Raw genomic sequence first — 20,327 nt, forward strand, 5'->3', positions numbered from 1 at the left:
GCGGGCGGCCGGCGCGGGCGTCTCAGATGGAGGGCGGCAGGGCCGACGACAGCATGTCGAAGCGGCGGTCCCCCTCGTACAGGGGCGTCTGCGTGGAGGGGGACGCGGGCAGCGGGTCGTACAGGGGCGTGGGCGTCGGGATCGGGGCCGGTGCGGGAAGGGGCGGGGGTACGGGGCTCAGCGACCTGTTCCCGCTCTCGTACAGGACCGCGTACAACCCGCTGATCAGGCGCCGCACGTCCTGCTCGGGGCGGACCGCCAGGCGGATGAACTGGCTGGTCATACCGAGCTTGTTTCCGCACTCGCGGACGAACAGGTTGTGCTCGTCGAGCAGCTGGTCGCGCAGGGCGGCGCCGTCCCTGCCACCGGGGAGCCGTACCAGCAGGAAGTTGCCCTGGGAGGGGAAGACGGTGAGGCCGGGGACCCGGGTCAGCTGGTGGCGCATCGACTCGCGGTCCAGGGCGACCAGCCGCAGGCTGTCCAGATACTCGGACATGTACCGGCGGATCATGAAGACCACGGTCTCGGCGAAGGAGTTCAGGTTCCACCGGGGCAGGGCGCGCCGCACCCTGTCCGCCAGGGCGGGGTTCGCCACCATGTAGCCGAAGCGGATGCCGTGCAGCCCGAAGTTCTTGCCGAGGCTCTTCAGCACGACCACGTTCGGCCGGATCGCCGCCTCGTTCGCGACGCTCGGATACGGCTCGGCGTCGACGAAGTCGATGAACGACTCGTCCACCACGACCAGGTCCAGGTCGACGAGCCTGTCGAGCATGGCGATCACCTCGTGTCGGCGCAGGTAGCCCCCGTCGGGGTTGTTCGGGTTGCAGATGACCGCCACCCGGGAGCCGCGATGCCTGACGAAGTTGACGAAGGCGTCCACGTCCAGCGCGAATCCCTGGTTCTCCGGCAGCGGATACATGTCCACGCGCTTGCCGGTCTCCATCGGCTGGTCGGTCCAGCGGCCGAAGGTGGGGATCGGCACCGCGAGGCTCTCCCTGACCAGCAGGTGGTCGATCCAGGTGATGAGTTCCGTCGACCCGTTGCCCATCACGACGGTCTGCGGGTTCAGGCCCAGCACCCCGCAGAGCTCGGCGGTGATCGTGTCGGCGTCGCTGGGATAGAACTTCAGGATCGTGGCGAGGTTGTGCTCCAGGACGCCGAATGCCTCCGGGGTCGGGAAGTACGGATTGCAGGGGATACAGAAGTCGACCGGTTCCTCCCCCCGCTCCGGCGCGGCCCGGATGAGCGAGAAGTACGACGGGCTGTGCGCTGCACCGTGCGCTCGGCGGTGGGTGGAACCGGCCAACGGGGGCCTCCTGCTGACGGATGTTCACGCCTCTGACACCCCCAGCTACGCACCTGGATACCGGCTGGTTCAGCAGGGCGCCCCCGGGCTCGGGCGACTCCCGGGGATCCGGGGTTCACCGGCGGGAACGATCGATCACCGCGACCCGTGACCCGTGATTTTCACAGCTTCTTCGTCATGAACACGCTGTACGGGTCGTACTCGTAGTCCGCGAACGGCTCGCAGTACTCGAAGCCGAACTTCTCGTACAGCCTCCGGGCGGGCAGGAAGAACTCGCTCGCCCCGGTCTCAAGGCTCAGCCGGGTGAATCCCATGCGCCCGGCCTCGGCGATGATGTGCTCCAACAGCAGGGACGCCGTCCCGCTGCGCTTGCGCGCCGGCGCGGTGCGCATCGACTTCACCTCGGCGTGTCCCGCGTCCAGTCTCTTGATCGCGCCGCAGCCCACCAGGCTGTCACCGTCCATCACCGACCAGAAGGTGACCTCGGGCCGGCGAAGCCCGTCCAGATCGAGGGCGTGCTTGCTCTTCAGGGGGGTGACGGCTCGCATCTCCTGGACGTGCTCGTCGAGAAAACCGGCGATCTCCGCACCGGAGAGGTCGTCGAGGACAATCTTCATCCACTCGCCTTTCTTGAGGGCTTCGGCTTCGGTCCCGCAGGTGCCACGTCACATTCTCGGGCCATGGTGAGCCGGACCCTGCCGCGGGGAGTCGATCGCGAGTGGAGGGTTCGGATCGTTTCCTCACGCATATCAATAAGGGAGCCGACCGACCTGTCCATCCGCTGGAGCGGCCTTTCTGGTGGCGACGAGGTACGCGACCGCGGCCGTGAAGACGAGCAGGGCGGTCCAGTTGTTGAGGCGCAGACCGAGGACGTGGGGGGCGGGATCGATGCGGAGCCACTCGATCCAGGCGCGACCCGCGCTGTAGGCGGCGGCGTAGAGCGCGAACGTCCGGCCGCGGTCGAGCCGGAACCGTCGTTCGGCCCAGATGACGAACCCGGCCACGCCCAGGTTCCACAGCGACTCGTAAAGGAAGGTCGGGTGGTAGGTGGCGGTGGACTCCATACCGGGGGGCCGATGGGCGGGGTCGATCTCCAGCGCCCAGGGCAGGGTCGTCGGCCCGCCGTACAGCTCCTGGTTGAACCAGTTGCCCCATCGGGCGATCGCCTGCCCGAGCGCGATCCCGGGCGCGACGGCGTCGGCGAAGTCGCGCAGCGCGATGCCGCGCCGGCGGCAGGCGAGCCACGCGCCCACCGCGCCGCCCGCGACGGCGCCCCAGATGCTGATCCCGCCCTCCCAGATCGCGAACGCGCGCAGCGGGTCGTCGCCCGGGCCGAAGTACTGCTGCCAGTCGGTGGCCACGTGGTAGATCCGGGCGCCGACCAGGCCGAGCGGCACGGCCCAGATCGCGATGTCCTCGACCGCGCCGGGATCGCCGCCGCGAGCGGCCCAGCGGCGCCGGGTCACCCAGATGCCGACGAGGACGGCGAGCAGCATCAGCAGGGCGTAGGCGCGGATCGGGAACGGGCCGAGGTGCCAGACGGCTTGGGTCGGGCTGGGGATGGCGGTCACGGCGTCGAGTCTGGTTCAGCCGGGGCGGCGCCCGCATCGATCGCAACGCCGATCATGTGATCAGTCGACCGGTTGATGCCGAACGGACGGGAGGTTGATTATCGTCGGCGGTGTGGAGTCCTGGGAGCGGTCGCGACGCCGGTGGCAGCACGCCTTCTTCGCCTCATGGCTGGTGCTCACCTCGGCCGGCCCGCTGTCGGAGGTGGGCCGGGTGCTCCCGGTGGTGCTGGTGGCCGGGCTGGCCGCCTGGTACGCGGTGTGGTTCGTGCTGCGCACGCCGCCCCCGGACGACGTGCCCACGCCGTACGTGCTCGGCGGTGGACTGCTCTGGCTGGGGCTGTTCGCGATCGACTCCTCCTTCCTGGTGGTCGCGTTGAGCGTCCTCGTGCCGTACTGCATGGACGCCGTGCGGGTCGGGCTGGTCGCGGTGGTGTCGTGCGCCGGGGGCTGGTTGTGGCATCGTTTCCACGCGACCGGGTCGATCACCTGGGCCGAGATCGTCATCGCCGCGCTGATCGCGACCAGCGCGGCCGCCGCGGTCGGGTACTTCGGCTCGGTGTCCCGGCAGAGCGCCGAGCGCAAGCGGCTCCTCGACCGGCTGCAGGTCGCGCAGGAGGCGCGGGCGGCGGCCGAACGGCAGGCGGGCGTGGCGGCCGAACGGCAACGGCTCGCCCGTGACATCCACGACAGCCTGACCCAGGGGTTCGCCAGCGTGACGATGTTGCTTGAGGCGGCCCAGGAGACCCTGCCGGACAACAGGCACCTGACCCAGGCGCTGCGGGTGGCGCGGGAGAATCTGGCGGAAAGCCGCAGGGTGGTGAGAGCACTGCGCCCCGGCCAGCTCGACGGGTGCGGCCTGCCGGAGGCCCTGCGGCGGCTGTCGGGCAGGCTGTCGGACGAGACCGGCGTCCACGCGCACACCGTGATCACCGGCAGGCTCCGGCCGCTCGAGGCACGGGTCCAGGCGGAGCTGCTGCGCGTGGCGCAGGAGGCGGTCGCCAACGTGCGCCGCCATGCCCGCGCCGAGCAGGTCACGCTGACCCTGTCGTACATGGAGGACCTGGTGGTGCTTGACGTCCACGACGACGGCGACGGTTTCGATCCCGGCAGGGCCGCCTCGGGACACGGCCTTTCGATCATGCGGGAGAGGATGGAGCAACTCGGCGGCACGCTGCTCGTGGAAAGTGCCCCGGGGGCGGGCGCCACGGTGGTGGCCAGCCTTTCCCCGGTGGCGCTGAGCGGGTCGCGATGACCGTCCGGGTCCTGATCGCCGACGACCACCCGTTGGTCCGCGACGGCATCCGGGCTGTCCTGGGCACCCAGGACGATCTGGAGGTGGTCGGTGAGGCGGTCTCCGGCACGGACGCGGTGCGGCTGGCGCGCGACCTGAGGCCCGACGTCACCCTGATGGACCTGCAGCTGCCCGGGATCGACGGCGCGACCGCGATCGGCAGGATCCGCGAGGACGACCCGGGAGCCAAGGTGATCGTCCTGACCGCCTACGACACCGACGGCGACATCTCACGCGCCATCGACGCGGGAGCCATCGGCTATCTCCTCAAGGACGTCGGCCGCGAGCAGCTGTTCGACGCGATCCGGGTGGCGGCGCGGGGGGAGAGCGCCCTGTCGCCGACGATCGCGAGCCGGGTGCTGTCGTGGGCGCGGGCCGACGCCCCCGATGCTCTCAGTGGCCGGGAGGCCGAGGTCCTCGGTGCGGTCGCCCAGGGGATGAGCAACAAGGCCATCGCCGCCCACCTGTGCATCAGCGAGGCCACGGTCAAGACCCACCTGCTGCACATCTTCGCCAAGCTCTGCGTGGACGACCGCACCGCCGCGGTGACGGTCGCCGCCTCCCGCGGCATCATCCGGCTGGACGGCCGGCCGCTTCAGCCGAGATCGGCGGTGAGCCGGTCGCGCGGCGGGGCGGACGCGTAGTGACCGCCCGACTCCTGGCGGTGGACGCTCTGCCGGTAGGTCGCCGGGTCGTACTCCGGCGCGTCCTGGATCTCCTGCTTGGTCTGCGAGATGTGCACCTTGCGCTCGTCCTTGTCGATCCTGGTCACCGTGCTGGCCGGGAGCACGATCTTCCTGCCCGAGAGCCAGGAGCCGACGTCGGCCACGATGTAGCTGTCATCGGTCATGTTGCTCTCCTCCTCCACTCGGCCGACCTTGCCGTCGACGGCCTCCACGTCGAAGCCGATGACGCTCATCGTCTCGTCCATCGTCTCGTCCGGACCGTAGACGCCCTCGCGATAGCTCCACAGACCTTCGCTCGTCATGTGCGGGCTCTCTCCTTGTCACGATGTGTGTGGCCCCCCGACTACCCCTCGCGGCCGAGATAAACGGTGCGGCGGATGGCCGTCCTCCGCCGGCTGTCAATCGTGCCTGGTCGCCTCGGTCCGGAAATCCAGGATGTCTTTACCGATGCTGGTAAATCGCAGGAATCATGTGCCTTTGCCGCCGTCTCGGAGGCCCATATGGGCGCCACGACTCCGTGCGGGAAAGGGGGTAAGGACAATGCCCCGGACGGTATGCCGAATGGCCGCCCATATAAGGGGGAAGGTCCGTGGTTCACGGATCGGACGAGGATCAGATGGAGATCACCGTCATGTCGCGTAAACGTCGCGACATCGTCACTGTGACTCTCACTGGGCCCTCACCGTGGCCGGACCCGCCGCCACCGCCGCCTTCGCCCAAACCGGTCGAGATCGGACCAGGCGGGAATGGTGCCGGTACGCGCCCGAGCGGTGGGGACCGCTTGACCACACCGGGTGAAACCGTCGAGGAAGGGTTCCAGGAAAGGCCCACCCGGCCGACCCCGGAGAGAAAGACGACCCTGTGAGCTGCCTCACCTACCGTTTCTGATATATCCCCCGTATCAGTAAAGTCTCTCCGGTTATCCTTGCACCCGTGCCCGTCTACGTGGCCGTGGATCTCGGACCTGAGAACGGCCGGGTATTGACCGGCGAATTCGATGGTGAACGGCTCTCGGTGCGTGAAGTGCACCGTTTCGCCAACCGGCCCGTCCGCGTTCTCGACGGCCTGTACTGGGACGTGCTCGGGCTTCTCACCCAGGCTCGCGGGGGCATCGCGCTGGCCGCCGCCCGCGACCGCCTCACCAGCGTGGGCGTGACCGCCTGGGGCGGCGACTTCGCGCTCCTCGACCGCGACGGACGACTGCTGGCCAACCCCCGTCACCACCGCGACCCCTACACCTCCGGGCTGGCGGGACTCGTCTCCTGGCAGGACCACTACGAGCTGACCGGTGTCCATCCCGGCCCCGGCACCACGGCCTGCCAACTGCTGGCGCACGCCGGTTCCCCGCTCCTGGACGCGGCCGACCACCTGGCGATGATGCCGGACCTGTTCACGCTCTGGCTGAGCGGCGAGATGCTCAGCGAGCGGACGATCGCGAGCACCAGCCAGCTGCTGGACGTCAGGACCGGCCGCTGGGCGAACAGCATCGTCACCCGCCTGGGCCTGCCCCGCCACCTGCTCGCCGACCGGCTCACCGAGCCCGGTACGGTCGTCGGCCCGCTGCGCGGCGAGAGCGGCGATAGCGGGGGAAACGGTGGGAGCGGCAGGAGGGGCGGCGACCGGAACGGGAGAGGCCGCGCCGCGCCCGTGGTCGTCGCGGTTGCCGGCCACGACGCCGCCTCCGTGGCGGCGGCGCTTCCCGTCTCATCCGGATCGGTGGGCTACGTCTCTTTCGGCCCTCGCTCGCTGGCGGGGCTGGAGCTCGACGCGCCGGTCACGAGCCGGGAGGCGAGGCTGGCGGGCTTCACCAACGAGGGCGGCGTCATGGGGACCGTGCGCTTCACCCGGACCCTCAACGGCCTGCTGCTGCTCCAGGAGTGCCGCAGGGCCTGGGGGGTGCGCACCTCGTACGCGGATCTGGTCGCCGAGGCCGCGGCGGCCCCCGCCTTCGGCCCCCTGATCGACCCCGGCCATCCTTGGTTCCTCGAACCCGGTGACATGCCGGCCAGGATCGGGGCCTACTGCCGTTCGACCGGCCAGGCGCCGCCCGCCGGCCGCGCGCAGACGGTGCGCTGCGTCCTGGAGAGCCTCGCCTGCTCCTACCGGTGGGCGTTGGAGCAGGCCGAGTTCCTCAGCGACCGGCGGGTGGAGGCCGTGCACCTGGTGGGGAGCGCGGCCTCCAGCGACACTCTGTGCCGGCTCGTCGCCGACTTCGCCGGACGACCGGTGCTCGCGGGCCCCGTGGAGGCGACCGCCGTGGGCAACCTGCTGGTCCAGGCGATGGCCGAGGGCCGCATCGGCTCCCTCACCGAGTTGCGCGAGGTGGTCCGCCGCTCGTTCAGGCCCCGGCCGTTCTCTCCCTCAGAGCAGCGGGAACCGTACGAGATCGCCTACTCCCGCTACCGGCGGCTGACGGGGACCGAGGGAGGCTGGAACGGCACGGAGCACGGGCCGGTCGCCGGGTACCGGATGCGCCCGGCCCGTCACGCGGCGTCGGCGCCGCCGGTGACGGCACCGGCGGCGCCGACAGCACAGACGTCAATGGGACTCGCGGGCGACCGCGTGACCGCTGGAGCCGATGAGGAAGTCGAGATCGGCTCCCCGGTTGGCCTGCATCACGTGGTCGACGTAGAGGCGTTCCCAGCCCCGTGAGGGCGCGGCGAACGCCTCCCGCATGGTCTCCGAGGGCAGACGCCTGGCCAGTTCCTCCGGCGGGATGTCGATGTCCAGGCGCCTGGCCTCGACGTCCAGGACGATCGGGTCACCGGTCCGCACCAGGCCGAGCGGGCCGCCCGCCGCGGCCTCGGGCGCCACGTGCAGGACCACCGTCCCGTACGCCGTGCCGCTCATCCTGCCGTCGCAGATCCGCACCATGTCACGCACCCCGCTCTCCAGGAGCTTGGCCGGCAGGGGCAGGTTCGCCACCTCGGGCATCCCCGGGTAGCCCTTGGGTCCGCACCCGCGCAGCACGAGCACCGTGGAGGGGTCCACGTCGAGTTCGGGATCGTCGATCCGCGCGTGCATGTCCTCGACGCTGTCGAAGACCAGGGCACGGCCCCGGTGGCGCATCAGCTCGGGCGAGGCCGCCGCGGGCTTGATGACGGCGCCGGACGGCGCCAGGTCGCCGTACAGGACGGCGATGCCCGCGGCCTCCTGCAGCGGCCGGTCACGCGGGCGGATGACGGTCTCGTCCCAGATCCGCGCCTCGTCCAGGTGATCGGCGAGCGGCCTGCCCGTCACCGTCAGCGCCTCGGGGTCCAGCAGGTCGCGCACCTCGCGCAGCACGGCCAGCAGCCCGCCCGCGCGGTGGAGGTCCTCCATCAGGTGCCGGCCCGCCGGCTGCAGGTCGGCCAGAAGCGGCACCCCGGCGCCGGCGCGGTCGAAGTCGTCGAGGGAGAGCTCGACGCCGAGCCGGCCCGCGATGGCCAGCAGGTGCACCACCGCGTTGGTGGATCCGCCGACGGCGGCCAGCGCCACGATCGCGTTGAGGAACGATCCCCTGGTCAGCAGGGCGCTGGGACGCAGATCCCGCTCGACGAGCTCGACGGCGAGCCGCCCGGTCTCATGAGCACCCTCCAGCAGACGGCTGTCGGGGGCGGGCGTGCCCGCGATGCCGGGGATGGTGGTGCCGAGCGCCTCGGCGACGCAGGCCATCGTGGAGGCGGTTCCCATGGTGTTGCAGTGGCCCCTGCTGCGGATCATCGACGACTCCGAGCGCAGGAACGCCTGCTCGCTCAGGGTGCCCGCGCGGACCTCCTCGCTGAGCTTCCACACGTCCGTGCCGCAGCCCAGTGGCGCGCCGCGGAAGGTGCCGGTGAGCATGGGCCCGCCGGGGAGCACCACCGCGGGCAGGTCGACCGAGGCCGCGGCCATCAGCAGGGACGGGATGCTCTTGTCGCAGCCGCCCAGCAGCACCACACCGTCGATCGGGTTGGCCCGCAGCATCTCCTCGATCGCCATCGCGGCCATGTTGCGCCACAGCATCGCGGTGGGCCTCACCAGCGTCTCACCCAGCGAGACGACCGGCAGGTTCATCGGGACGCCGCCGGCCTCCCAGACGCCCCGTTTGACGCCCTCGGCCACCTCGTCGAAATGGGAGTTGCACGGTGTGAGGTCGGAGGCGGTGTTGGCGATGGCGATGTGCGGACGGCCGTCGAAGGCGTGCGAGGGCAACCCCCGCCGCATCCAGGCCCGATGGATGTAGGCGTTGCGATCGTTTCCCGCGTACCACTGCGAGCTACGTCGTTCCGCCGTCACGTTTTCAGCCCCATTTGCCGAACGGTAGTCTACGGAGCCCGATTCTTGTACCTCTGTTACCTCCGTCCCCGCCCGGCGGTGCCGTCTGGAAGGTTCCAACCGTGAGAGCGTTCGTCGTGACCGGGCCCCGCCGCTTCGCCGTGCTGGACGTCGATCCGCCGGTTCCCGGCCCCGGGCAGGTCGTGGTCGACGTGGAGCGGGCCGGGGTGTGCGGCACCGACATGGAGTTCTTCAGCGGCGACATGGCCTATCTCGAGGAGGACCACGCCCGCTATCCCATGCGGCTCGGCCACGAGTGGTGCGGAACGGTCTCCTCGGTCGGCGAGGGCGTCGACGGCGGCTGGATCGGCACCCGCGTCACGGGCGACACCATGCTCGGCTGTGGCAGGTGCCGCCGCTGCCTGGGCGGGCTGCAGCACGTGTGCGAGGACCGCTTCGAGATCGGCATCCGGGGCGGCTGGCCCGGTGCCCTCGCCGAGCGCCTGCCCGTTCCGGTCACGGCGCTGCACGCCCTGCCGGACGCGGTCGACGCGGTGGCCGGGGCGATGGTCGAGCCGGGCGGCAACGCGTTGCGGGCCGTCGAGGCCGCGGCCCTCGCCCCCGGCGACCGGCTGCTGGTGCTGGGGCCGGGGACGATCGGCCTGCTCGCCGCCGCCTTCGCCCTCGCGCACGGGGCGGAGGTGCACATCATGGGCCTGTCGGAGCCGTCGCTGGAGTTCGCCCGCACCCTCGGGGTGCACGGGGCGTGGACCGCCGACCGGCTTCCCGGCCTCCCGTTCGACGCCGTCGTCGACGCCTCCAACGCCCCCGGCCTGCCCTCCCTCGCCGTCGATCTGGTGGAGCCCGGCAAGCGGGTGGTCTACATCGGCCTGGCGTCGACCCCCAGCGCCGTCGACACCCGCCTGCTGGTGCTCAAGGACGTGACGGCCGTCGGCATCCTGAGCGCCTCGCCCGGCCTGGCCGGGGCGATCGAGCACTACGCCTCCGGCTCGGTGGACCCCCGGCCGCTCGTGGCGGCCGTCGTCGGGCTCGAGGAGGTGGGCGAGATCCTCTCCGGCTCCCGCCCCGCGGGCTCCGGGCCCGGCCCCAAGATCCACGTCGACCCCCGGGTCTGACCCTTCTCAGCCCTTCAGGCCGGTGTGGGCCAGGCCCTCGATGAACTGCCGTTGCGCGAGCACGAACACCACGAGCACCGGCAGAGCGGTCATCGAGGCGGCGGCGAGCTGGACGTTCCACATCGGCCCGCCGTAGGCGTCGACGAACTGGGTCAGCGCCTGCGGGAGGGTGAACTTCTCCGGCGAGGAGAGGTACACGATGGGTTCCAGGTAGAGGTTCCAGCTGTGCAGGAACGTGAAGATCGCGACAGCGCCGAGCGCGGGGCGGGCCAGCGGCAGCGCGACCCGGTAGAAGGTGCCGAACCGGCCGAGCCCGTCCACCCGGGCCGCCTCCTCCAGCTCACCGGGCAGGCTGATGAAGAACTGCCGCATGATGAAGGTGGCCAGCACGCCGGGCGCGCCGAGGATCGGCACCAGGATGAGCGGCCAGTGGGTGTCGGTCAGCCCGAGCCCGTGGAACATCTGGAACAGCGGGACGATCGTGACCTCGCTCGGGATGAGCAGCCCGAGCAGCACGACGACGAAGAGGACGTTCTGGCCGGGGAAACGGATGCGCGCGAAGGCGTACCCGGCCATCGCGGCCACCGCCATCGTCCCCGCCGTGACGACCAGGGCGATGTAGAGGCTGTTGACATACTGGCCCGCGAAGGGCTGGAGCCGGAAGACCTGCCCGTAGGCCGAGAAGTCCCAGTCGGCGGGCAGCGGCCTCGGCGGGAAGGCGAAGATCTCGCCGACCGGTTTGAGGGACGAGGTCACCATCCACCAGGTCGGGAAGACGAACGGCACGCACAACACGCACAGCACGCCGTACAGGAGCGTCTTCAGCCGTAGGGGTATCTCACGTCTCATTGAAGACCCACCTCCTGCGCATCCGCCACTGCACGACGGTGAGCAGCGCCACGATCACGAACAGCAGGACCGACAGCGTCGCGCCGTATCCGAAGTGATGGAACTGGAACGCCTGCTGGTACAGGTAGTAGACGAGGACGGTCGTCGACATCCCCGGGCCGCCCTGGGTGAGCACCGCGATCTGCGCGAACACCTGCAGCGACCCCACCACGGTGATGATCGAGGTGAGCAGGATGGTCGGGCTGATCAGGGGGACGGTGATCCGCAGGAATCGGGTCCACGCCCCGGCGCCGTCGAGTTCGGCGGCCTCGTACAGCTGGGCCGGCACCCCCTGGAGGGCCGCGAGGAACAGCACCATGTTGAGGCCGACGTTCTTGAGGACCTGTACGACGATCACCGAGAGCATCGCGGTGCCCTCGCCGCGCAGCCAGTTGGGGCCGTCGGCCCCGGCGACGGCGAGCAGGCCGTTGAGTCCGCCGTCGTCCTGCAGGAGGAAGCGCCACACGATCGTCCAGGCGACGAGCGAGACCACCACGGGCGAGAAGAACAGCGTGCGGAAGAAGGTGGTCCCGCGCAGCCGCTGGTTGAGCAGGATCGCGAGGAGGAGGGCGAGGCCGAGGTTGAGCACGACCAGCCCGACGGAGAACAGCGCGGTCCCCGCGAGGACCTCGCGGAGGTTCGCGTCGGCGAGCAGCCTGTCGTAGTTCTCCCCGCCGACGAACTCGAAGGTCCCGGCGAGCACGTTCCACTCGTGCAGGCTGTACCACAGGACGAGTCCGAGCGGCAGGAGCACGAACAGCAGGCTGCCGAGGAGCTGCGGGGCGACGAGCAGGTATCCGACCAGGTTGTCGCGGCGGCGCATGGTCCAGAACACCCCGCCTCCTCCACCGCCGCCGGAAACCCGGCGAGCCCGGTGGGTCCGCCGAGAGCCGCGCGTCCGGCCCTCGGCCTCCGTGTCCTCCGTGTCCTCCGTGCCCTCCGTGCCCTCCGCCGCCCTGCGGGCGGCCCGGTCGCCGGTGACCGGCCGGGCGTCGGCCCGGCCGGTCACCGCGGATCGGGGGTGTGACGCGGCCACGTCACGCGCCCAGCATCGGCTGGATCTTGGCGCACACGCCGCCCAGCACGGCCTTGACGTCGGCGCCGGGCTGCCAGAGCGGGTCGAGCGCGGCCCGCACGGTCTGCGACAGCTCCGCCTGGCCGGTGTGGTTGGGCTTGACCACGCCCTTCTCGATGCCGCCGATCACGACCTCCTGCAGCTGGCCGGGCTTGAGCAGCGGGTTGCTCTTGGCGAGGGTGTCGGCGGTGAGCTGGGAGGCCCGGGGCGGCGGGAAGTAGGCGGCGAGCTTGGCCGAGTTGCCGGGGTTGGTGAAGAAGGCGAGGAAGTCGGCCGCCAGCTCCGCGTTGGCGGACTGCTTGAAGACGCCCAGGCCCGCCTGTCCGATCACCGAGTACTCGCCCTTGGGCCCGGCGGGCAGCGGCACGAGATCCCAGCCGAACTTCGCCTCCTGCAGGAGCGAGGCGCGGGAGATCTGGGTGATGGTCATCGCCGCGTCGCCCGCGAAGAAGTCGGCCGTGGTGCCGGGGCCGGGGAACGCCTTGTCGGTGAAGATCGACTTGTGCAGGAACGTCATCGCCTCGACCATCTCGGGGCTGTCGAACCCGCAGCTCCTACCGTCCTCGCTCCAGGCCTGGGCGCCCCAGCCGCCCCACACCGTGGAGAGGTTGTCCCAGCCCTTGTAGTCGAAGTCGCGGACGACCATGCCCGCCTTGCCGGTCTCGGCGGCGACCGCGGCGTTCTGGGCGGCGACCTTCTCCCAGGTCCACGTGCCGTCCTCGATCATCTCCGCCGGAGGCTTCTGGCCCGCCTTCTTGAGCAGGTCGGTGTTGACGAACACGCCGAACGGCGAGGTGGAGAACGGATAGGCGTACAGCTTGCCCTCGGCCTGCCAGAGCTTGACCGCCGAGGGGGTGAGGTCGTCGAACTCGTAGCCCTCGGCCTTGCGCAGCGTGTCGTCGAGCGGCACCAGCGCGCCGGAGGAGACGAAGTCGGGCGCGGAGTTCTCCAGGATCCAGGCCAGGTCGGGGGCGTTGCCGCCGGCGATCTGGGTGGTCAGGGTCGTGGTGTAGTTCTCGAAGGGGAGGGGGTCGAACTTGATCTCGCCGACGTCGGGGCGCGTCTTTTTGTACTCGGCGGCGATCTCGTCGAACAGCTTCAGGTGGGCCTCGTTGGAGGTCCAGATCGTCATGCGCAGCGGCTGCGGGCCCTGCGCGGCGGGGGCGGCCTCGCCTCCCCCGCCGCACGCCGTCAGGGTGAGCAGCGCCGCCAGCGCGACGGCCGCGGGCTTCGCGAATGTTCTCATGGTCCGATCTCCTTGCTGGGAATCCCCCGGCGGTCGTGGTGGGTGACCGGTCGCCCGGCCGGTGCCGCTCGTCCGGTCAGTAGCCGGTCACCTGCGGCCAGCGCAGCTCGACGCCGTCTCGGGTGAGCTGCCGCTGGAAGTCGGCGAGCAGGCCCTCGTCCTCGCGTACGGCGTGCGGGGTGGTGGCGTTGTCCAGGCAGAAGGCCGCGAGGGCCCCCGCGGCCTCGCCGACGTTCCACTCCACCGGGTGCAGCCGGTAGGCGCCGTTGGTGATGTGGGTGGTGCCGATGTTCTTGGACGCGGGCAGCAGGTTGGTCATCCGCTGCGGCACGAGCGCGCCGAGGGGGATCTCGAACGGCGAGCTCGCCACGTCGATGTAGTTGTCGCCCCCGGTGGAGGGGTGCAGGTCGATGCGGTACATCCCCACCCCGACGGAGTCGGCGTAGCTCACCGCGCCCTTGTCTCCGCGCACCGCGAACGACAGGTCCTGCTCGGCCACGGTGTACAGGGCGCGGACGCGGCGCGACTCGCGGATGTAGGGTGCCTGGGCCAGCCCGTCCTCACCGCCGCCGGTGACGTCGCCGCGCAGGCGCAGGCCGGGAAAGCCGGTCCCGCCGTCGGCGCGGGGCGCCTCGGTCTGCATCCAGTACAGCACCGAGCGCGACAGCTCGCGAGCGGCGGCCACGTGCGCGGCGGCGTCCGGCACGTCGATGACCGGGCCCTCCAGGTAGTCGATCATCGGCCAGTTGACCAGGGTGATGTCGCTGTCGTAGGCGCCGTCGGCGAAGTTGCGCCGCGCGGCGATCCTGCGGAACGTCCACAGGTTCGCGTCACCGGGGTTGAGGCGTTGGTCGGCCTCCACCAGCAGCGGGTCGTCGTCGGGGTTGGGGGTGAAGGAGCGTTCCACGATCTCCAGGGTCCTGGGGTGCGGGCAGCGCCAGGACAGCAGCCGGTCGCCCCAGAAGTCGGGCTGGTAGCTCCTCCAGAACTCGTAGGCGGCGGGTTTGTCGATGGTGTGGTCGCCGTCGACGTGGTCGATCGCGAAGCACACCGAGACGGCCTGCATGTTCATCGGCTGGGCCTCGGCGGGCGCGCTCGGCTCCCCGGTGTCGCCCTGCGACTCGAACCCCGTCACGTACTCGGTGCCGGTCAGCGGCAGCAACTCGCCCGTCTCCGTGGCGTCCAGCACGTACGGCGCGACGGCCGTGACCTCGCCTTTCCCTTCGCGGTGCTCCAGGCGCACGGCCCGCACCCGGTCGCCGTCGACCTCGGCGCCGACCGGCCGGTACGGCTGCAGCACGCGCAGCCGCCCGGAACCCCGGTACGGCGCGAGCATGGCCTCGATCACCGCGACCGCGACGCGCGGCTCGTGGCACAGGCGGCTCACGTGCCCGGCGCCCGGGTTCAGCTCCCGCCAGGCCCGCGACCGCGCGGTGAGCGGGTAGTGGTCGCGGTAGTAGCGGCGGATGCCGTCGCGCAGCGCCCGGTAGGAGGCTGTGACACCGAACCGCTCCACCCAGGAGTGCTCGTCGGGCGGCACGGCCTGGCTGGTCAGCTGCCCGCCGAGCCAGTCGTACTCCTCGGTCAGGATCACGGTGCGCCCGGCTCGCAGCAGCGCCAGGGCGGCGGCGACGCCGCCCAGTCCTCCGCCGACGACCACCGCGTCCGCCGATATCTCAACCACGTCGGGGCTCTCTCCCATCATCGTCGTTCTCTCCGCCTTCTCGCCGTTCCCGGCGTTCTTCGCCTTCTCGGCGCCTGTGGCGTTCCGCACCGTCCGGTCAGCTCCGGACCGGTGCGAGCGTGGATCCCTCGACCAGCTCGCAGGGCAGTAGTTCCTGTGGCGTTCCCCCGCCGCGCTCCAGCAGCCGCGCGAGCAGCTCGACGGCCCTGCGGCCCATCTCCCGCCGGGGGATGCGGAACCCGGTGAGGTCGACGTCGACGCGGACGGGCCTGGTCGGAGCGCCCAGTGCGATGAACGACAGGTCACCGGGGATCTCAAGACCCCGCTCACCCGCCGCGTGCATGATCGCCACGGCGTCGGCGGGCTCCTCGGCGAAGACCGCGGTCACCCCCGCGGCCGACAGCTCGTCCAGCATCTCCTCGGGGGTCCTGCCGACGACCGGCACGTGCACCCCCTCGGCTCCGACGGCGGCCACCGCCTCGCGGAAGCCGCGCATGCGGTCGGCCGGCGACTCGGCACCGGCCCCGGTGCCGACGTAGGCGAGCCGCCGGTGGCCGAGCCCGGCCGCCCGGTCGACCAGGGCGCGCACCGCGGGCGAGTAGTCGGCGCCCACGTACGGCACCGGGGCGCCGGCGTCGTCGCGGCGGCCGATGGAGACGAAGGGGATGCCCTCGGTCAGCAGCCGGGCCAGGTCGTCGCGGTCGACGGCCCGCCCGAGGAGCACGCAGCCGTCCGCCAGCCGCACCCGGCTGTCCTCGTTGAAGATGCGGCGCCGCTCCCCCGCGGCCCTGGCGCTGGTGAACAGCAACAGGTCGCAGCCCATCTCCTCGGCGCACTCCTCGATGCCGAGCAGGAAGGGGTGGTAGAAGTCCGCGCTCGCGGTCGGGAAGACGGCCTCGTAGGTGAAGACGCCCAGGATGCGGTTGCGCCGCTCGGCGAGCCGCCGGGCGACCGGGTCCGCGACGTATCCGGTCTCCCTGATCACCCTCAGCACCCGCTCGCGCGTCTCCGGGGCGATGCGTACCTCGGCGTCGATCCGGTTGTTGAGGACGAGCGAGACCGTCGTCTGGCTCACCCCCGCGATGCGGGCGATGTCCTGCTGGGTGAGCCGACGGCCGGGGGCGGTCACGATTCGTAGCGTCCCATCTGCTGATAATGCGCATTAGCGAAGTTGGGACGTCATCCTGCAATCCGCGGCGGATCCTGTCAAGAGCCGGGCTCCAGGATCTTGCTATGGAAATTTCACCGGTGATAATCCGTATTAGCACCTTGACGAGCGGGCACGCCTGACCGAATCTTTGCGATCAGGGAGAAGTCCTCACCATCACTCACGGTGAAAGTTGTCGCGAAGGGACGTTCCATGTCTGAACCCCTCCTGGACCGCCGCGGACTCCTGCGCGCGGCGGTCGGTGCCGGCGTGGCCGGCGGTCTCGGGCTCGCCCTTCCCGGGACGGCCACGGCGGCGACCGCACAGGCGTCCGTGCAGGCGTCCGTGCAGGCGAACATGCGGGCCGGCACGACCGCGGCGCTGGGACCCGCCGGATTCCCCACCTACCGCTACATCGGCACGGCGTTCGACAAGGCGAGCCTGCGCTACAACCCGACCAACGAGCTGATCTTCCCCTGCATCCGGGGCATGTACGACAAGATCGCGAGCCCGCTGGGGCGCTACTACCTCTACTACGCCCCCCACGACGCGCCCGGCGGCATCTGCCTCGCCTACGGCAACTCGCTCGGCGGCCCGTTCACCGAGTATCCGAGCAACCCGATCATCTCCAGGACCTGGTCACCGCACTACTCGGTGAGCCACATCTCCTCGCCGCACATCATCTGGAACGCCGCCGACCGGCGGTTTTACATGTACTTCCACGGCGAGAACAACACCACCCGGATGGCCTGGTCGACCGACGGCGTGCGCTTCACCTACCACGGCACGGTGCTGACCACCGCGATGATCCCCGGCTCGACGGAGACCTCCTACGCCCGGGTCTTCGAGCACGCGGTCCCGGGGCTGGGCAACAAGTACGTCATGGTCTTCATGGGCGTCACCGGCGGCTCCCGCAAGATCTTCTGGGGCTGGTCGTCCAACGGCATGGACTGGCGGTTCGACCCGACCCCGCTGGTGTCGCCCGGCCCCGACGGGCAGAGCGACCTGTCCGGGCCGTCCCTGCTCAAGCGCAACGGCACCACCTATGTCGCCTACCACGGCAACAGCGGAAACATGTTCCTCACCGAGGTGGGCAACGCCTTCGACCGTGAGGTGCACCTCGGCGTCTTCCACCGCCCGCTGACCGGAGCCCCCGACAACGGCCGTAGCGCCGCCCCCTCCTTCGGCACCGACGGCGGCGTGGCCTACATGTTCTACGAGGCCGGCCGGCGCGGCGGTTCGACGATCGCCGTCGCCCGCGCCGTCTAGGAACACGCGCCCTCGCCGTCGCCCGGGGCCCGTGACGCGTCATCCCGGCGCGTCACGGGCCCCGCAGACATCTCGGGAGAACCCCTGGCCGGTGAGCACCTCCCCCGGATACGGGAGAGTTCGTGCGCCCGCCCCGGGGGCGCGGCGCTGATCGGCGGCGGCTCACGCCGCCTCGCCTCGCCCGCCCGAGGACGTGACCCCACGGATCCGCGCGGTTCAGACTCCCGGTGACGCGACGGACTCGCGGTCGCGCAGCGGCATCGGGACCCGGTGCGTCTCGCTCTGCCGACCGGCCCCGCCGTCACGATGACGGCCGATCTCCGCGAACAGCACGTCCACCGCCTTGCGGCCGAGATCGTAGTGCGGGAGGGCCACCGTGGTGAGCTTGGGCCGCATCCACGAGGCGAGGGGGTGGTCGTCGAACGAGATCACCGAGACGTCCTGCGGGATCCTCAGCCCGTGGTCGCTGAGCGCCTGGTACGCGCCGAGCGCGATCCTGTCGTTGAAACAGATCAACGCGCGCGGGCGCCCCTTCTCCAGGATCGCGCGGGTGGCGTCGAGGCCGTACTCCGGCTGCCAGTCGGGGCAGACCCGCCCGCTCGCGATCTTGACGCCCGCCTCGCCCAGCACCTCGCGAATGCCGGCGAGCCGTTCCACGGCCGCGACACTTCCCGCGGGCACATTGCGCATCCCGGGGCCGGCGCCGACCAGGTGGATGCCGTCGCGATGGCCGGCCTTGAGCAGCAGGCGGGCGGCGGTGCGACCGGCCTCGACCTCGTCGGGGATGATCGAGGAAAGCGGAGAGGGCTGCTTGGGAAGCGCGTTGAGCAGGACCGCCGGAGCGGCCGTTATCGTCTTCGGCACCTTGATGGTCCTGGTGAACATCGAGGCCAGGATGATCCCGTCGACCTGACGGTCCTGCATGGCCTGCAGCAGGGCGCGTTCGAGCTCGGGGTCTCCCTCGGTCTCACCGATGAACAGCATCACGCCGCGTTCCCTGGCGGCCTCGAGAGAACCTTTGATCATGTCGCCGGCGAGCCGTGAGGTGGCGATCGTGTCGGACACGAAGGCGATGGTCCGCGTCGTGCCCGTGCGCAGCCCCACGGAAACGATGTTGGGCCGATACTGCAACTCCTCGGCGGCCTTCAGCACTCGTTGCTCGACGTCCTGGGATATGCGCAGCTCACGGCCTCGGCCGGACAGGACGAGCGATGCCGTGGTGGTGGAGACAGCGGCTATCTTGGCGACATCGGCCAGTGTGACCCGCTTTGGGCTCACCGAGAGACCTCCCACGTTGTGAGGGTTGACAGCCAGCTATACGTGTGGTGAGACTACCGCATTGCTAATCCGATTTAGCAAATGAGTTCCCAGGACACCCGGCGGATTGCCGGCGAGTTCCCGATCAACCAAGGAGACGCATATGCCGCGTCGATTCAGCCCTCATCGCCGGGCGGTGCTCATGGTCGTCCTGGGGGGGACGCTGGCCGCCGGTTGCGCCGCACCGGGCAACAACGCACCGCAGCCGGAGGCCGCAGGAAGCAGCACGCCGCTGTCGGCCGCACCGACCTGCGGGACCGACCCGATCACGATCAACGCCTACTTCGAGACCGGTTTCCCCCTGCCGAAGGCGCTCACCACCGAGTTCTCCGCGCAGCACAAGAACGTCACGTGGAACATCCGCGAGGACCAGTTCGCGGTGATCACGCAGAACGCCCCGCGTGTCCTCGCGGACGACCCGCCGGACCTCATGCGGCTCCCCCAGGTCTCCGAGCTCGTCAAGAACAACCTGCTGAAGAACCTCGACGACTACGCGAAGGTCTTCGGCTGGGACGCCTGGCCGGAGTCCCAGCTCGCGCAGCTGCGCCTCGGTCCCGGGGGCAAGACCCGAGGCGAGGGGTCGCTGTACGCGATGGGCCTCAACTTCAGCATGACCGGCGTCTTCTACAACAAGAAGCTCGCCGAGAAGATCGGGATGTCGTCTCCGCCGACCACCCTGGCGGAGCTCGACGACGCGATCTCGAAGGCCAAGAAGGAGGGCGTCACCCCGATCGCCCAGTTCAACGGAGGAGCCACCGGCGGGCTGGCGTTCCCCCTGCAAGGTCTGATGGCCGCCTACGGCACGGCCGGGCCGATCAACGACTGGATCTTCCAGAAGCCGGGCGCCACGATCGACACGCCGACGAACCTCCAGGCCGCGCAGCACCTGGAGCGCTGGATCAAGGCCGGATCCTTCTGGAAGGACATCAACGCCGTCGACTACGCCACGATGATGAGCCGCTTCATCGGCGGTGACGGCCTGTTCATGTTCAACGGCGACTGGGAGTCCGGCAACCTCGACAAGCAGATGCCCGGCGACGTGGGCTTCTTCCTGATGCCGTCCGCGCAGGAGGGCGGCAAGCTGGCCGCGATGTCGGCTCCCCTCACCTTCGGCATCGGCGCCCAGGCCAAGAACGCCGACTGCGCCGCGTTCTTCCTCAACTGGGTGGCGAGCGACCAGAAGGCGCGCGACATCGCCGTGGAGGTCGGAGGGTCGCACCCCATGGGTCCCGCCGACGCTCACATGCCGCCCCTCGCCCAGGACACGGTGACGGCGAGCACGCTCGCGGCCGGAGCGAAGATCGGTGAGGACAACGGCGCGATGGACTTCATCGCCAACGCCACCGGCGCGATCTACGCCAAGAGCTGGACCCCGCAGCTGCAGAAGCTGGTCGGCGGGCAGCAGACCCCCGAAGGCCTGCTGAAGTCGGTGCAGAGCGACTACCAGAGTCAGGTCGAGGGGAGCTGAGCACGTC

The 20,327-nt window shown here is 70.5% G+C and carries 17 protein-coding genes; 6 read left to right on the forward strand and 11 right to left on the reverse strand.

Features of this window, described 5'->3' with window-relative positions:
- Positions 1-22 precede the first annotated feature (22 nt).
- From AB0B90_RS08020 to lgt, 3 genes are all read right to left on the reverse strand, one after another.
- Positions 23-1,306 carry a histidinol-phosphate transaminase gene (locus AB0B90_RS08020; protein ID WP_362921542.1) on the reverse strand — a complete coding sequence of 428 codons (1,284 nt, stop codon included), beginning with the start codon at positions 1,304-1,306 and terminating at the stop codon, positions 23-25.
- Positions 1,307-1,467: 161 nt separating this feature from the next.
- The gene (locus AB0B90_RS08025) at positions 1,468-1,923 is read right to left on the reverse strand and encodes a GNAT family N-acetyltransferase (RefSeq protein WP_350946277.1); all 456 of its coding nucleotides are present in this window, start codon (positions 1,921-1,923) and stop codon (positions 1,468-1,470) included.
- 132 nt (positions 1,924-2,055) lie between these two features.
- Complete coding sequence (gene lgt / locus AB0B90_RS08030) at positions 2,056-2,877, reverse strand: prolipoprotein diacylglyceryl transferase (protein WP_362921545.1); 822 nt, start codon at positions 2,875-2,877, stop codon at positions 2,056-2,058.
- Positions 2,878-2,989: 112 nt separating this feature from the next.
- Between lgt and AB0B90_RS08035 the strand changes: the two genes are divergently transcribed.
- On the forward strand, positions 2,990-4,129 hold the full coding sequence (locus AB0B90_RS08035; RefSeq protein ID WP_350946279.1) for a sensor histidine kinase: 1,140 nt from the start codon (positions 2,990-2,992) through the stop codon (positions 4,127-4,129).
- Positions 4,126-4,812 (forward strand): response regulator transcription factor, encoded by a 687-nt coding sequence (locus AB0B90_RS08040; RefSeq protein WP_350946280.1) that lies wholly within the window; start codon positions 4,126-4,128, stop codon positions 4,810-4,812. Before AB0B90_RS08035 ends, AB0B90_RS08040 begins: the two co-directional genes overlap by 4 nt.
- On the opposite strand, the gene AB0B90_RS08045 is transcribed toward AB0B90_RS08040, so the two are convergent.
- Entirely contained in the window at positions 4,764-5,156 is a 393-nt protein-coding gene (locus AB0B90_RS08045) for a PRC-barrel domain containing protein (RefSeq protein WP_350946281.1), read from the reverse strand. The two genes, AB0B90_RS08040 and AB0B90_RS08045, sit on opposite strands and share 49 nt — an antisense overlap.
- A 631-nt stretch (positions 5,157-5,787) precedes the next feature.
- On the opposite strand from AB0B90_RS08045, the gene AB0B90_RS08050 reads away from it, so the two are divergent.
- Positions 5,788-7,506, forward strand: a complete 1,719-nt coding sequence (locus tag AB0B90_RS08050) for an FGGY-family carbohydrate kinase (RefSeq protein ID WP_362921548.1) — start codon at positions 5,788-5,790, stop codon at positions 7,504-7,506.
- Here AB0B90_RS08050 and AB0B90_RS08055 read toward each other — a convergent pair.
- Positions 7,393-9,111, reverse strand: a complete 1,719-nt coding sequence (locus tag AB0B90_RS08055; protein WP_362921550.1) for an IlvD/Edd family dehydratase — start codon at positions 9,109-9,111, stop codon at positions 7,393-7,395. The genes AB0B90_RS08050 and AB0B90_RS08055 overlap by 114 nt on opposite strands.
- 101 nt (positions 9,112-9,212) lie before the next feature.
- Here AB0B90_RS08055 and AB0B90_RS08060 point away from each other — a divergent pair, with 101 nt between their 5' ends.
- Complete coding sequence (locus AB0B90_RS08060; RefSeq protein WP_362901161.1) at positions 9,213-10,226, forward strand: alcohol dehydrogenase catalytic domain-containing protein; 1,014 nt, start codon at positions 9,213-9,215, stop codon at positions 10,224-10,226.
- A gap of 6 nt (positions 10,227-10,232) precedes the next feature.
- Here AB0B90_RS08060 and AB0B90_RS08065 read toward each other — a convergent pair whose 3' ends face one another.
- From AB0B90_RS08065 to AB0B90_RS08085, 5 genes are all read right to left on the reverse strand, one after another.
- A complete protein-coding gene (locus tag AB0B90_RS08065) occupies positions 10,233-11,075 on the reverse strand; it encodes a carbohydrate ABC transporter permease (RefSeq protein ID WP_350946285.1) in 843 nt (280 codons plus the stop codon).
- Positions 11,065-11,949 (reverse strand): sugar ABC transporter permease, encoded by an 885-nt coding sequence (locus tag AB0B90_RS08070; RefSeq protein WP_350946286.1) that lies wholly within the window; start codon positions 11,947-11,949, stop codon positions 11,065-11,067. Before AB0B90_RS08070 ends, AB0B90_RS08065 begins: the two co-directional genes overlap by 11 nt.
- 202 nt (positions 11,950-12,151) lie before the next feature.
- Positions 12,152-13,435, reverse strand: a complete 1,284-nt coding sequence (locus AB0B90_RS08075; protein WP_362921553.1) for a sugar ABC transporter substrate-binding protein — start codon at positions 13,433-13,435, stop codon at positions 12,152-12,154.
- Between the two features lie 76 nt (positions 13,436-13,511).
- Positions 13,512-15,209 carry an FAD-dependent oxidoreductase gene (locus AB0B90_RS08080; RefSeq protein WP_362921555.1) on the reverse strand — a complete coding sequence of 566 codons (1,698 nt, stop codon included), beginning with the start codon at positions 15,207-15,209 and terminating at the stop codon, positions 13,512-13,514.
- A 7-nt stretch (positions 15,210-15,216) separates the two neighbouring features.
- A complete protein-coding gene (locus AB0B90_RS08085) occupies positions 15,217-16,248 on the reverse strand; it encodes a LacI family DNA-binding transcriptional regulator (protein ID WP_350946289.1) in 1,032 nt (343 codons plus the stop codon).
- Positions 16,249-16,479: 231 nt separating this feature from the next.
- On the opposite strand from AB0B90_RS08085, the gene AB0B90_RS08090 reads away from it, so the two are divergent.
- A complete protein-coding gene (locus tag AB0B90_RS08090) occupies positions 16,480-17,535 on the forward strand; it encodes a hypothetical protein (protein WP_362921558.1) in 1,056 nt (351 codons plus the stop codon).
- Between the two features lie 216 nt (positions 17,536-17,751).
- Here the strand turns inward: AB0B90_RS08090 and AB0B90_RS08095 are convergent, their stop codons facing one another.
- The gene (locus tag AB0B90_RS08095; protein ID WP_350946291.1) at positions 17,752-18,813 is read right to left on the reverse strand and encodes a LacI family DNA-binding transcriptional regulator; all 1,062 of its coding nucleotides are present in this window, start codon (positions 18,811-18,813) and stop codon (positions 17,752-17,754) included.
- Between the two features lie 142 nt (positions 18,814-18,955).
- Here AB0B90_RS08095 and AB0B90_RS08100 point away from each other — a divergent pair, with 142 nt between their 5' ends.
- Positions 18,956-20,320, forward strand: coding sequence for a hypothetical protein (locus AB0B90_RS08100; protein WP_350946292.1), 1,365 nt, complete (start codon positions 18,956-18,958; stop codon positions 20,318-20,320).
- The last annotated feature ends 7 nt before the right edge of the window (positions 20,321-20,327 follow it).

The organism is Streptosporangium sp. NPDC049078 (assembly GCF_040648855.1).
Taxonomy (GTDB): domain Bacteria; phylum Actinomycetota; class Actinomycetes; order Streptosporangiales; family Streptosporangiaceae; genus Streptosporangium.

Coding starts and splice junctions, on each gene's coding strand:
- AB0B90_RS08025 (WP_350946277.1), bottom strand. CDS start 1,923: ATGAAGATTGTCCTCGACGACCTCTCCGGTGCGGAGATCGCCGGTTTT.
- AB0B90_RS08090 (WP_362921558.1), top strand. CDS start 16,480: ATGTCTGAACCCCTCCTGGACCGCCGCGGACTCCTGCGCGCGGCGGTC.
- AB0B90_RS08040 (WP_350946280.1), top strand. CDS start 4,126: ATGACCGTCCGGGTCCTGATCGCCGACGACCACCCGTTGGTCCGCGAC.
- AB0B90_RS08100 (WP_350946292.1), top strand. CDS start 18,956: ATGCCGCGTCGATTCAGCCCTCATCGCCGGGCGGTGCTCATGGTCGTC.
- AB0B90_RS08045 (WP_350946281.1), bottom strand. CDS start 5,156: ATGACGAGCGAAGGTCTGTGGAGCTATCGCGAGGGCGTCTACGGTCCG.
- AB0B90_RS08065 (WP_350946285.1), bottom strand. CDS start 11,075: ATGAGACGTGAGATACCCCTACGGCTGAAGACGCTCCTGTACGGCGTG.
- AB0B90_RS08075 (WP_362921553.1), bottom strand. CDS start 13,435: ATGAGAACATTCGCGAAGCCCGCGGCCGTCGCGCTGGCGGCGCTGCTC.